The organism is Micromonospora sp. WMMA1363 (genome assembly GCF_030345795.1).
Lineage (GTDB): Bacteria > Actinomycetota > Actinomycetes > Mycobacteriales > Micromonosporaceae > Micromonospora.
In genome coordinates, this window is record NZ_JAUALB010000001.1 from 5,345,016 (window position 1) to 5,357,191 (window position 12,176).

At 73.3% G+C, this 12,176-nt stretch carries 12 protein-coding genes; 11 read left to right on the forward strand and 1 reads right to left on the reverse strand.

The features are described from left to right. Nucleotide 1 precedes the first annotated feature (1 nt). A complete protein-coding gene (locus QTQ03_RS24965; RefSeq protein WP_289280176.1) occupies nt 2-2,692 on the reverse strand; it encodes a LuxR C-terminal-related transcriptional regulator in 2,691 nt (896 codons plus the stop codon). Nucleotides 2,693-2,968: 276 nt separating this feature from the next. Here QTQ03_RS24965 and QTQ03_RS24970 point away from each other — a divergent pair, with 276 nt between their 5' ends. The 11 genes from QTQ03_RS24970 to rdgB all read left to right on the forward strand — a co-directional run bounded on the left by QTQ03_RS24970 (nt 2,969) and on the right by rdgB (nt 12,172). Continuing rightward, nucleotides 2,969-4,408, forward strand: coding sequence for a P-loop NTPase family protein (locus QTQ03_RS24970; protein WP_289280177.1), 1,440 nt, complete (start codon nt 2,969-2,971; stop codon nt 4,406-4,408). Between the two features lie 82 nt (nt 4,409-4,490). Then, complete coding sequence (gene clpS, locus QTQ03_RS24975; protein WP_289280178.1) at nt 4,491-4,781, forward strand: ATP-dependent Clp protease adapter ClpS; 291 nt, start codon at nt 4,491-4,493, stop codon at nt 4,779-4,781. Nucleotides 4,782-4,783: 2 nt separating this feature from the next. After that, a complete protein-coding gene (locus QTQ03_RS24980; RefSeq protein ID WP_289280979.1) occupies nt 4,784-5,278 on the forward strand; it encodes a DUF2017 domain-containing protein in 495 nt (164 codons plus the stop codon). 55 nt (nt 5,279-5,333) lie between these two features. Further along, nucleotides 5,334-5,822, forward strand: a complete 489-nt coding sequence (locus QTQ03_RS24985; protein WP_289280179.1) for a M67 family metallopeptidase — start codon at nt 5,334-5,336, stop codon at nt 5,820-5,822. A 71-nt stretch (nt 5,823-5,893) separates the two neighbouring features. Then, nucleotides 5,894-6,235, forward strand: a complete 342-nt coding sequence (locus QTQ03_RS24990) for a MoaD family protein (RefSeq protein ID WP_289280180.1) — start codon at nt 5,894-5,896, stop codon at nt 6,233-6,235. Nucleotides 6,236-6,246: 11 nt separating this feature from the next. Then, the gene (locus tag QTQ03_RS24995) at nt 6,247-7,212 is read left to right on the forward strand and encodes a PLP-dependent cysteine synthase family protein (protein ID WP_289280181.1); all 966 of its coding nucleotides are present in this window, start codon (nt 6,247-6,249) and stop codon (nt 7,210-7,212) included. Nucleotides 7,213-7,493: 281 nt separating this feature from the next. Then, nucleotides 7,494-8,240: an MBL fold metallo-hydrolase gene (locus QTQ03_RS25000; protein ID WP_289280182.1), complete on the forward strand. Its 747-nt coding sequence runs from the start codon at nt 7,494-7,496 to the stop codon at nt 8,238-8,240. A gap of 92 nt (nt 8,241-8,332) precedes the next feature. After that, the gene (locus QTQ03_RS25005) at nt 8,333-9,478 is read left to right on the forward strand and encodes a glycosyltransferase family 4 protein (RefSeq protein WP_289280183.1); all 1,146 of its coding nucleotides are present in this window, start codon (nt 8,333-8,335) and stop codon (nt 9,476-9,478) included. A 106-nt stretch (nt 9,479-9,584) separates the two neighbouring features. Further along, entirely contained in the window at nt 9,585-10,733 is a 1,149-nt protein-coding gene (locus QTQ03_RS25010; protein WP_502889820.1) for a glycosyltransferase, read from the forward strand. Between the two features lie 43 nt (nt 10,734-10,776). Then, a complete protein-coding gene (rph, locus tag QTQ03_RS25015) occupies nt 10,777-11,505 on the forward strand; it encodes a ribonuclease PH (protein ID WP_289280184.1) in 729 nt (242 codons plus the stop codon). A 52-nt stretch (nt 11,506-11,557) separates the two neighbouring features. Next, the gene (gene rdgB / locus QTQ03_RS25020; RefSeq protein ID WP_289280185.1) at nt 11,558-12,172 is read left to right on the forward strand and encodes an RdgB/HAM1 family non-canonical purine NTP pyrophosphatase; all 615 of its coding nucleotides are present in this window, start codon (nt 11,558-11,560) and stop codon (nt 12,170-12,172) included. The last annotated feature ends 4 nt before the right edge of the window (nt 12,173-12,176 follow it).

Consider the following 12,176-nt stretch of genomic DNA (forward strand, 5'->3'; position numbering starts at 1 on the left):
CTCAGCCTAGAGTCGAGTCCGGATCCTCGCCGTCGTGGCCCGGGATCGCCCGCAGCGCCGCCCCCAACTCCGCCCGTCCGGACACGCCGAGCTTGCTGTAGACGCGTTGGAGGTGGTTCTCCACCGTCCGCGTGGAAAGGTAGAGCTGTTCCGCGATCACCCGGCTGGTGCCACCGTCGGCGGCCAGCCGGGCCACCTGCCACTCCCGATCGGTCAGCGTCGGCGTACCGGCGCACAGGGCGGGGGTGCGGACCTGGTTGCAGCGCCCCAGCAAGGCGGCCAACCGTTCCCGGGCGGCGGTCGCCGCCGGCGACCGCCGGTGCCGCAGAAGACGCAGCGCGGTCGCGGTGGCCTCGGCGGCCCAGACGGTCAGGTCCAACCCGGCGAAGGCGTCGGCGACCGCGAGCAGGTCCGCCGCGGAACCGTCGGCCACCGCACGCCCGTGCCGAGCCAGCAGCGGCGGCAGCACCCCGTCTACCTGTTCGGAGAGTTCGGTCAGGCGCTGGGCGGCGGTCCGCCGGCTGCCGTCGGAGCATGCCGGCCCGACCGGAGCGGTGGCCTGGTCCAACCGGACGAGGTCGTGCAGCGCGTGCACCTCGTGCGCGGCGAAGCCGTCGGCGCGCAGCCGATCGGCGAGCTCCGACAGGTACTTGGCCGCGGTGGGGAGGTCCCCGGCTGCGGCCAGGGCCGCCGCCCGCGCCTGCTCCAGCCACGGGTAGAGCACCGCCATGCCGCGGGCGTGGGTGCGGTCGGCCTCGGCCATCGCCTCGGCGGCCTGCGCCGCGTCGCCGCGCAGCGCCGCGGCCTGGGCCCGCTCGGCCTGGGCCAGGCCGGCGTAGACCCGGCTGGTGGCCAGTACGGCGCACGCGCCGAGGCTGGTCCGCAGCGCGGCGTCGGCCCGACCGCGAAGTCGAGCCGCGTACGCCTGGAGGACCGCCAGGTAGCCGGTGCCGAGCCGGAAATCCCCGGCGTCCGCCAGGTCGGCGAACTCGTCGGCCACGATCGCGTCGATGCCGGTCAGGTCGCCGGCTAGCGTGAGCTGGGTGCCCCGGACCTGCTCCAGCGCCAGTTGCAGGTACGGCATGTCGGCACGCCAGCGCCCCGCCTCCGCCTGGACCAGCTCGACGGCCGCGACGCCGCGGTGTAGGTGCCCCTGGACGGTGTGCAGGTAGGCGATGGTGCAGCGGGCCAGTTCCCGCGCGGCCACGCTGGCGGCGGGACGGTCCAGCACGGTCTGCCCGAGGCGGAGCGCGGCGGCGGTGTCCATGCCGTGTAGCCGCATGACGGCCTCGAAGGCGAGCACCCGGGCCTGGGCGGCGGAGTCGCGCAGGTTGGCGCCCTGGAGGGCGAGCTCCTCCACCGTGGACTCCCGGCTGAGCCCCCAGTAGCTGACCATGCCGCGTACGGTCAGCCACCGGCTGCGTCGCCCGTCGTCGCCCAGGTCGGCGGCGACCGTGTCGAGTACCTCGATCGCCTCGTCCGGCCGGTCGGCGAACATCAGGAGGGTGGCCAGCAGCTCCGCGGTGTTGAACCCGCCGCCGGCGTCGAGCGCCGCCCGGGCCAGCCGAGTCGCCAGTGGTACGTCGTAGCGGGTGAACGCCTGCGCGGCGGCGCCCAGCAGAATGCCCTCGTCCTGAGCGGTGCCCGACTCCAGGCGCCAGACGGCCACCCGCAGCAGGTCGTCGCGGCGGCGTGTGCCGGTCTCCTCCAGCAGGTGGGCGAGGCGGGCCTGCAGGCGCCGGGTGCGGCTGACCGGGCACTGCCGGCGTATCACCTCGCCGTACAGCGGCTGGGCCAGCCGGACGTCGAGCCGGCGGTCGTCCTGGACCACGGCGATGAGGCCGCGTTCCTCGGCGGTCTCCACGTCGCCCGGGTCGACCGCCTGCCCGAGTAGGTGCAGGCCGAGCGGCTCGCCGAACGCGACCAGCTCGACCACCGCCCGCACGCCCGGGGTGAGCTGGCCGATCCGGGTGTCGATCAGGTCGGTGAGGCTCGGTGCCAGCTCCAGCCGACCGGTCCACTTCCAGACGCCGTACGCGCTGGTCAGCTCCCCGCTGCCGAAAGCGGCGTGGACGAGTTCGCGCAGCAGCAGCGGATTACCGGCGGAGAGTCGTCCCAGCCGGTCGGCGGTGCCGGCGTCGATCGGTCCGTCGAGGATCGCGGCGAGCAGCCTGGCGGTGTCGGCCGGGTCCATCGGGCTCAGCTCGGCGTGGTCGACCAGGTCGTCGGTCCACAGTGCGCGGATGGGCAGCGGAATCTGTTCGCCGTTGCGTAGGGTGCCGACCACCGTGGCGTTCTCCGACCGGGCGACGAGATGCACCAGCGCCGCCGACGGCGGATCCAGCAGGTGCGCGTCGTCGATGGCGAGCACGATGCGGCGGCCGGCCGCCTGTTGACGGAGCACGTCCGCGGCCCACCGTAGGACGCCGGCCGGTGCCAGCCCCGGCGGGTGGTCGGTGGGGAGCAGCTGGACCAGACCGCCGAACGGCAATGCCGCGGTGGTGGCACTCGCCGCGACGAACCACACCGCGTTCCGGTCGCGGGGCAGCGCCCCCACCCCCTCGCGGAGCAGCCGGCTCTTGCCGATGCCGGCGCTGCCGCTGAAGAAGAGCCCGCGCCCGTCGAGGTCGGTCGCCGCCGACAGCAGACGGTCGAGCTCGTGGGAGCGGCCGACGAATCTCCACCGACTCATCCGCGCAGCATATCGATGGATTTTCCGGACGCGCGCATTCCGTCACACACCGAAGTTGAGTAACCTCGTCATTACCGCTGAGTAGACTGGCTATTCCGCGTCCGTCCCGGATCGCCCGTACTCTCCCGGCATCCGGGTTCACCCATCGGAGTTCCCCGCGGCCGGCCACCGCCGGCCATCGATCTCGGGAGGCAGTCTGTGACGCCGGGTCCGCTCGCTACCGTCGACCTGCCGCACGGTCGATCGCTGAACGCCCGGCCCGCTTCCACACCCGCCGTGGACGAACCACTGGGTGTGCTGGCCGTGGGCCCCGCCGGCGCCGGCCGGGCCGAGGTGCTCGGCGCCCTGCTCCGGCTGGATCCCGCCATGCTCGCGGTGCCGGCGGGCAGTTGGCTGGTGCTGCGCGACGCCCGGGTGCCGAGCCGGGCCGCGTACGTGCCGGGTTACCGCCAGCCGCACTCGTACGGCGCCGACCGGCTGGCCGCCGGGCCGGCGCTCGCCCGCCCGCCGCGCCGAGTCGAGCTGGCCGTGCCGGAGCCGCTGCTGCGGCACTTCGCCCTGGTGGACACGCCAAATACCGACACCGTCGGGGTGGCCAGCGGCCGGGTGCTGCTGGAGGCGGCGGGCCGGGCCGGCGCCGTGCTCTTCGTGATCGCCGCCGACCAGGCGTTCACCGCGACCGAGCTGCGCCTGCTCACCGAGCTCGCCGGGGCGCGGGTCGAGGTCTTCTTCGCCGTGACTCCGGGCGCGGATGGCGGGTCGCCGCCAGCCGGCGAGTCGACGGTGGACGGCACCGGTGCGGCCGTCGGGTCGACCGGGGCGCGGCCGGCGGTCGACCCGGTGGGCCGGGCCGCGGTCGCCGTGGCGGCGCACCGGGCCGCCTTGCTTGTCGCGGTTCCCGGCCTCACCGCCGCCCGGTGGTTCTCGGTCGGCTCCGGCGACGCCGACGACCTGCGACGGGCGTTGGTCGGCTGGGCCGCCGACGAGGTGCTGCGCCGGGCGAGTGCCGATCCACCGGTCCTGCCAGGGGCGCACGGGCGGGTACCGGTGCGACCGGCGCCGGGCCCGTGGTCCGACCAGCTCGAACGGCAGACCCGCTCGGTTGTCCAGCGGATCCGCCAGCAGGTGGCCCTGGAGTTGGCCAACGCGCATCTGCGGGTGGTGCAGGAGATCGTGTTCGGAGTTGGTTGCGCCGGTCTGCCGCAGCTGCTCGACCGCGAGATGGAAGCGCTGTCGCTGTTTGCCACCACGCAGTGCGACCAGGCGGTGCGTAACCTGCTCGACGAGGCCGCCGGGCAGGTGCTCGGCGCGCCGCTGGCGCCGGGGGTCCGCCAGCGGATCGCCAACGCGGTCCGCTGGGGCCTGGGTGACCACAGCGCCGGCGAGGAACTGGACCGGGTGCTCCTGGTGACCAGCGGCGGCGCGGTGACCGGCCTGACCGGCGCCGGCGCGATCGACGCCCTGACCGGCTATCCCGGCGCGGCCCGCGACGGCGTGCTCCCACCGGTGGCGGTGGCCCTGTCCGGTGGCTGCTGGCAGCACTGGCGCAGCCCCGGCAACAACGATCCGAACGCGGCGCGGGCCTGGGCGCAGCGGGCCCTGCGCGAGGTCGAGCTGGAGCTGACCCGCGAGGTGTCCCGACGGTTCGACGTGATCCGTCTCTCATTGGGCGTGGTGCTTTCCGATGCTGTCGATCACGGCATCCTCCTGGCCTGAGGCAGCCGGGCACCGGGAAGATCCGCGACGGGCCGGCGTTCCGGTTCCTCAGTTCGCCGGATCCGGTGGCACGATGGGGGGCATGGCGGCTCCGCAGGTTGCACCGGTCGAGACGCCGGACACCGACGAGGTGCCGGCTGCAGACCGCCCGTGGGTGACGATCGTGTGGGATGACCCGGTCAACCTGATGACGTATGTGACCTGGGTCTTCCAGAAGCTCTTCGGTTACAGCCGGGAGAGGGCCGAGCAGCTCATGCTGGACGTGCACCACAAGGGCCGGGCGGTCGTCTCCAGCGGCGCCCGCGAACGGATGGAGCACGACGCGTCGCAGCTGCACGCGTACGGTCTCTGGGCGACGGTGGATCGGGCGTGAGCATGTTCCGGCGTCAGGGCGACCGCTACGTCGCCACCTTCGCGGTGGACGAGGCCCGGGTGCTGCGTAAGGTCGCCACCGAGGTGGTCGGGCTGCTCACCGACGGGTTCGACCACTCCGACCCGGTGGTGGGGCGGCTCTTCCCGGAGGCGTACCCGGACGACGCGGCGGGCACCGCCGAGTTCCGCCGGTACACCGAGGGTGACCTCAAGACAGCGAAAATCGACCAGGCGGGTGCCATCCTCGCGGCGTTGCCCGACTCCGGCGGCGCCGAGGTCCGCCTCGACGCCGAGGCGGCCGAGGCCTGGCTGCGGGCGCTCAACGACGCCCGGCTGGCGATGGGCGTCCGGTTGGAGATCAAGGACGGTACCGACCTCGGCGCCGAGCTGGACGACGCGGTGGCCGAGGACCCGACCTCCAGTCGGGTGTTCCAACTGTCGGTCTACGCGTACCTGGGCTATCTGCAGGAATCCCTGCTCAACGCTCTGATCGACTGATTCGTGACGGCCGCCACCTCGCCGCGTCGCTCGGGCAGGCGTTACGCTGGTCGGCGTGCTGAGCATCGACCGGTCGATCGTCGACGCGATCGTCACCCACGCGCGTCGGGACCACCCCGACGAGGCGTGCGGCGTGGTCGCCGGCCCCGCCGGCAGCGACACCCCCGCCCGGCACGTCCCGATGGAGAACGCCGCCCGTTCCATGACGTTCTACGAGTTCGACTCGATGGAGCAGCTGCGGGTGTGGCGGGAGATGGACGACCGGGACGAGGAGCCCGTCGTTATCTACCACTCGCACACCGCGACGGAGGCGTACCCGTCGCGTACCGACATCTCCTTCGCCGGCGAGCCCAACGCGCACTACCTGCTCGTCTCCACCCGTGAGCCCGACACCGAGGAGATCCGGTCCTTCCGGATCGTCGACGGCGTGGTCACCGAGGAGCCGGTCCGCATCCTGGAGCCGGGGGTGGACCCGCACGCCGTGCAGTCCTACATGTTCGGGCAGAGCCCGGCGACGGTCGACTACGAGTGTTCCGGCCGCTGATCCCAGCGCCGCAACGCCCCTGTCACGTCCCGTCACCATTTCGGCACACCCGACTCAAGGAGCACCACATCATGGCCATCGAGGTTCGCATCCCTACCATCCTGCGTAGTCACACCGGCGGCGCGAAGGTCGTCGAGGGCGCCGGCGACACGCTGGGTGACCTGCTCACCGACTTGGACTCCCGGCACGCCGGCCTGAAGGCCCGACTGGTCACCGAGGCCGGCGCCCTGCACCGCTTCGTCAACGTGTACGTCAACGACGAGGACGTCCGCTTCCTCGGTGCGCTGGAGGCCAAGCTCAACGACGGCGACAGCGTGACGATCCTGCCGGCCGTCGCGGGCGGTGCGTTGGGCTTCGCGGCCGCAGCCGCGATCAGCCAGCACCGCACGACGCCTTCCGTCGCCGCTCGCTGAGGGCGGTCACCATGGCGCGGTACGACAGCCTCCTCGACGCCTGCGGTGGCACGCCCCTGGTCGGGTTGCCCCGGCTCTCGCCGACGGTGCCCGACGGGGCGCCGCCGGTGCGGCTGTGGGCCAAGCTGGAGGACCGGAACCCGACCGGCAGCATCAAGGACCGGGCGGCGCTGTTCATGGTCCGGGCCGCCGAGCGGGCCGGCCGGCTGCGTGCGGGTGACACCATTCTGGAGCCGACCAGCGGCAACACCGGCATCTCGCTGGCCATGGTGGCCAAGCTGCGTGGCTACCGGCTGGTCTGCGTGATGCCGGAGAACGTCTCCACCGAGCGCGTGCAACTCCTGCGGATGTACGGCGCGGAGATCATTTTTTCACCGGCGGCGGGCGGCTCGAACCAGGCGGTCGCCACCGCCAAGCAGATTGCCACCGAGCACCCCGACTGGGTGATGCTCTACCAGTACGGCAACGAGGCCAACGCCCGGGCGCACTACGAGACCACCGGCCCCGAGTTGCTGCACGACCTGCCGACGATCACCCACTTCGTGGCCGGGCTGGGCACCACCGGCACGCTCATGGGCACCGGGCGCTACCTGCGCGGGAAGGTCGACGGTGTCCAGGTCGTCGCCGCCGAACCGCGGTACGGCGAACTGGTCTACGGGCTGCGCAACATCGACGAGGGGTATGTTCCCGAGTTGTACGACGCGACCGTGCTCACCCGGCGTTTCTCCGTCGGCACCCGGGACGCGGTGCTGCGGACGCGTCAGCTGGTGGAGGTGGAGGGAGTCTTCGCCGGCTTCTCCACCGGCGCGATCCTGCACGCCGCCCTGGCGGTGGCGCACGAGGCGGTCCGCGAGGGGCGCCGCGCCGACGTGGCGTTCGTGGTCTGCGACGGTGGCTGGAAGTACCTGTCGACCGGGGCGTACGGCGGCACCCTCGCCGACGCCGAGGAAACTCTGGAGGGCCAGCTCTGGGCCTGACCGCTGACGGGGCACCCATGACGGGGGCGCCGGGCACGTGCCGGTGCCCCCGTTCCGTCGCGGGGCGAATGGCCACTGTGGGACGAGACGGCGGGTCCGGCCGAGCGCCGCGGGGGCGACCGGGAGCGGGTGTCACGTTCGTGACATCTTCCCACGGATGATTCATCCGCTCCCGCCCGCAAGCGTAGGCTGCGCAGCGTGGCCTACGCGTCGGTAGAGATCATGCTCGGCGGAGCGACGGCCGGCGCGGACACTACACGAAGCGACAGCGAGACAACTCGATGCGACTGACCGTCCTGGGCTGCGCGGGGAGCTTCCCCGGCCCCGAAGCCCCCTGCTCGGCCTACCTGATCGAGGCCGAGGGCTTCCGACTCCTGGTGGACTTCGGGCCCGGGGCGCTGTCCACCCTGCAGCGGTACGCGGGGCTGCACGCCCCCGACGCCATCATCCTCACCCATTTGCACTGCGACCACATTCTCGACGCCGCGTCGTACGTGGTCGTCCGCCGGTACGCCCCGGATGGCCCGCGTCCGCCGCTGCCGGTGTACGCCCCGTCCGGCGCGCCCGACCGGCTTGCCGCGGCCTACGGGCAGGAGGATGCCACCGTCGAGGACGTGTACCAGTTCTACGCCCTTCAGCCGGGGACCTTCCCGATCGGCCCGCTGACCGTCACCGTCGACCGGGTCAACCACCCCATCGAGACGTACGGTGTGCGGCTGGAGCACGGCGGCCGCGTGCTCTGCTACTCGTCGGACACCGCGCCCTGCGATGCCCTGCTGCGGCTGGCCCAGGACGCGGACGTGTTCCTGTGCGAGGCGAGCTACCTCGACGGGGTGGAAAATCCACCCGATTTGCACCTGACCGGTCGGGAAGCCGGCGAGACCGCCACCAAGGCGGGCGTCGGCCGGTTGCTGCTGACCCATCTGGTGGCGGCCTGGGGCAGCGAGGCACACACCCTCGAGTCCGCCGCCACGGCGTACGCCGGCCCGCTCGAGGTGGTCCGGCCGGGCGCGAGCTACGAGGTCTGACCCCCTTCCGGGGGCGGCTCTTGCCGAACTGTTCGCCGGCTGGTCAGCATCTCGTCGTCTGGCGCACCCATGGCACCCGCACGGTGAGGGGCATGCGGATCGCCATCGTCACCGAGTCGTTCCCGCCAGACGTCAACGGCGTCGCACACTCGGTGGTCCGGGCGGCGGAACACCTCGTCGCCCGCGGCCACGAGCCGGTGGTCGTGGCACCGGCCCCGCCCGGGTCGCGCCGGCACGAGTTGGACCGATACCCGTACCCGGTGGTCCGGATCCCGAGTGTCCCGCTGCCCCGCTACCAGGGTTTCCGACTGGGCGTGCCCACACCGGCCCGACTGGCCGGGGCGCTGTTGTCGTACAACCCCGACGTGGTCCACCTGGCCAGCCCGTTCGTCCTCGGGGCGCGAGCCGCCGCCCTGGCCGGGCGGCACGGCCTGCCGACCGTCGCCGTGTACCAGACCGACGTCGCGTCGTACGCCCGCGCGTACCGGGTCGGCTGGGGCGAGGCGGCAGCCTGGCGGCGGCTCCGCGAAATCCACAACTCCGTCCACCGCACGCTCGCCCCCTCCACCCGGGCAGCCGCCGACCTCATCGCCAACGGGGTACAGCGGATCTGGCTCTGGCGCCGCGGCGTCGACGCCGAGCGCTTCCAGCCGGCAAAGCGGAGCGAGGACCTGCGGCGCATCCTCGCGCCCCAGGGCGAGCTGCTGGTCGGCTACATCGGCCGGCTTGCCCCGGAGAAGCGGGTCGACCTGCTCGCGGCCACCGCCCGCCTGCCCGGCGTCCGGGTTGTGGTGGCCGGCGACGGCCCGGCGCGGCGCCAACTGGAGCGGGCTCTGCCGGAGGTGACCTTCCTCGGCGTGCGGCAGGGCGAGGACCTCGCCCGCCTGTACGCGAGCCTCGACGTCTTCCTGCACACCGGCCCGCATGAGACCTTCGGCCAGACCATTCAGGAGGCGCTGGCCAGCGGCGTGCCGGTGGTGGCGCCGGCGGCGGGCGGACCGGTGGACCTGGTCGAGACCGGGGTGACCGGGACGCTGGTGCCGCCCGACGACACCGACGCGCTGGCCGCCGCCGTCGCGGCGCTCGCCGCGGACGAGTCGCGCCGACTCGCCTACGGGCAGGCGGCCCGCGCGGCGGTCAGCCGCCGGAGCTGGACCGCGGTCGGCGACGAGCTGATCGGCCACTATAGTGCGGTCCGGGCTGCCGCGCCGGTGCTCGACCTGCCCGCGGCGTCATGACCGCCGACCGGGCCAACCGGACGCGACCGGCCGGCACCGGCCGCGGCCGGTGCCGCGACGGCGTGGACCGCCGGGCCGGCCGACGGTGCACCGAGCCGGTGACGCCGTGAGTGGCCTGCGCATCGTCCGGCTGGCGAACTTCGTCACCGGACGTTCCGGTGGCCTGCGGACGGCGCTGTGCCAGCTCGGTGCGCAGTACCAGGCGGTCGGGCACGATCCGGTCCTGGTGGTGCCGGGGCGGCGCGACGCCGACGAGTGGCACCCGTGGGGCCGTGTGATCACCCTTGCCGGTCCCGAGGTGCCGCGCACCGGCGGGTACCGGCTGCTGACCGACCGCCGCCGGGTGGCCCGGGTGCTGGCCGGGCTGGTGCCGGACCGGATCGAGGTCTCCGATCGTTCGACGCTGCGCTGGACCGGCGACTGGGCACGGGCGCACGGGGTGCCGTCGTTGATGGTGTCCCACGAGTCACTCACCGGGCTGCTCGGCGAGTGGCGGGTGCCGCACGCGCTGCGCCGCCGGATCGCCGACCGGTTCAACGGGGAGACCGCCCAGGCGTACGACCGGGTCGTCTGCACAACCCGGTGGGCGGCCGACGAGTTCGAGCGGATCGGCGCGCCGGTCGAACTGGTGCCGCTCGGGGTGGACCTGGACACGTTCCGGCCGGACCGGGCGGATGCCCGGCTGCGCGAGCGGCATGCCGACCCGTCCGAGGTGCTGCTGGTGCACTGCGCCCGGATGTCGGTGGAAAAGCGGCCGGAACTGGCCGTGGACGCGCTCGCCGAGCTGCGCCGCGCCGGCGTGCCCGCTGTCCTGCTGATGGTGGGTGACGGGCCGCTCCGCCCGGCGCTGGCGCGGCGCGCCGAGGGGCTGCCGGTGACGTTCACCGGGTTCCTGCCCGACCGGGCCGCGGTCGCCGCCCTGCTCGCCAGCGCCGACGTGGTGCTGGCGCCCGGCCCGGTGGAGACGTTCGGCCTGGCTGGCCTGGAGGCGCTGGCCTGCGGAACCCCGGTTGTGGTCAACGCGGCCAGCGCCCTGCCGGAGGTGGTCGGGTCGGCCGGGGTGGCCGCGTACGGCTCGGCGGAGTCGTTGGCCGAGGCGGTGACCCGGCTGCTCGACCGGCCGGAGGCGGAGCGGCGACGGTCGGCCCGTGCCCGGGCCGAGGAGTTCGGGTGGCCGGCGTCCGCGGCCGGGTTCCTGCGGGTACACGACGCCCTGCCCGCCGAGCCGACCCGGCTGGCGCCGGCCGCAGTGTGAGGCCCCGGGGCGCCGCGATCACGACACCACATAGGGTGCAGGCATGGCGCGACCTGACGGGCGGCTGCCCGACCAACTCCGACCGGTGACCCTGACCCGAGGCTGGAGCGCGCACCCGGAGGGCTCCGTGTTGGTGGAGTTCGGCGCCACCCGGGTGCTGTGCACCGCGAGCGTCACCGAGGGGGTGCCCCGCTGGCGCAAGGGGTCCGGGCTCGGCTGGGTCACCGCCGAGTACGCGATGCTGCCCCGCGCCACGAACACTCGGTCCGATCGGGAGAGCGTGCGGGGGAAGATCGGCGGGCGGACCCACGAGATCTCCCGACTGATCGGTCGCAGCCTGCGGGCCTCCATCGATCTCAAGGCGCTGGGTGAGAACTCCATCGTGCTCGACTGCGATGTGCTCCAGGCCGACGGTGGCACCCGCACCGCCGCGATCACCGGCGCGTACGTGGCCCTGCACGACGCGGTGACCTGGCTCGCCGCGCGCAAGGCCCTCACCGGCCGACCGGAGAAGGTGATGCACCGCTCGGTGGCGGCGGTCAGCGTCGGTGTGCTCGGCGGCGAACCGCGGCTGGACCTCAACTACGACGAGGACGTGGCCGCCGAGGTCGACATGAACGTGGTCTGCACCGGCGCCGGTGAGTTCGTCGAGGTGCAGGGCACCGGCGAGGCGGGGGTGTTCGGCCGCGATCAGTTGGACGCCCTGCTCGACCTGGCGGCCGCCGGCTGCGTGAAGCTGGCCGAAGCCCAGCGAAAGGCGCTCGGCTCGTGAGCGCGAGAAATGAGCAGGCAAGCCCGGCAGTTCCGGACGAAGGTGGTCTCCGATGAACAAGGTCCTGCTCGCCACCCGGAACCGCAAGAAGCTCATCGAGCTGCAACGAATTCTCGACGGCTCGCTGGGCTCGCACCGGGTGGCCCTGATCGGTCTGGACGACGTCGAAACGTACCCGGAGCTGCCGGAGACCGGCCTGACCTTCGGCGAGAATGCGCTGATCAAGGCGCGGGAGGGATGGCGCCGCACCGGGCTGCCGACGATCGCCGACGACTCGGGGCTGGCTGTGGACGCCCTCAACGGCATGCCGGGGGTGTTCAGCGCCCGGTGGGCCGGCCGGCACGGTGACGACCGCGCCAATCTCCAGCTGGTGCTGGACCAGATCGCCGACCTGCCGGACGAGCACCGGGGTGCCTCGTTCGTCTGCACCGTGGCACTGGTGCTGCCCGGCGGTAAGGAGCACCTGGTCGACGGCCGGCAGTCCGGCCACCTGCTGCGGGCGCCGCGCGGCGAGGGCGGGTTCGGCTACGACCCGATTTTCCTGGGTGACGGGCAGGACCGGACCAACGCCGAGCTGACGCCGGAGGAGAAGGACGCGGTCAGCCATCGGGGCAAGGCGTTGCGCGAGCTGGCCAGGCTGGTGGCCAAGGTCCTCCCGCCGGCCTGACCCA

Bases quoted from the DNA above. Each gene is read 5' to 3' on its own strand.
- QTQ03_RS24965 (WP_289280176.1), bottom strand. From the start codon at position 2,692: ATGAGTCGGTGGAGATTCGTCGGCCGCTCCCACGAGCTCGACCGTCTG.
- clpS (WP_289280178.1), top strand. From the start codon at position 4,491: ATGGCGGCTCCGCAGGTTGCACCGGTCGAGACGCCGGACACCGACGAG.
- rph (WP_289280184.1), top strand. From the start codon at position 10,777: ATGGCGCGACCTGACGGGCGGCTGCCCGACCAACTCCGACCGGTGACC.
- QTQ03_RS24995 (WP_289280181.1), top strand. From the start codon at position 6,247: ATGGCGCGGTACGACAGCCTCCTCGACGCCTGCGGTGGCACGCCCCTG.
- QTQ03_RS24990 (WP_289280180.1), top strand. From the start codon at position 5,894: ATGGCCATCGAGGTTCGCATCCCTACCATCCTGCGTAGTCACACCGGC.
- QTQ03_RS25005 (WP_289280183.1), top strand. From the start codon at position 8,333: ATGCGGATCGCCATCGTCACCGAGTCGTTCCCGCCAGACGTCAACGGC.
- rdgB (WP_289280185.1), top strand. From the start codon at position 11,558: ATGAACAAGGTCCTGCTCGCCACCCGGAACCGCAAGAAGCTCATCGAG.
- QTQ03_RS24980 (WP_289280979.1), top strand. From the start codon at position 4,784: ATGTTCCGGCGTCAGGGCGACCGCTACGTCGCCACCTTCGCGGTGGAC.
- QTQ03_RS25000 (WP_289280182.1), top strand. From the start codon at position 7,494: ATGCGACTGACCGTCCTGGGCTGCGCGGGGAGCTTCCCCGGCCCCGAA.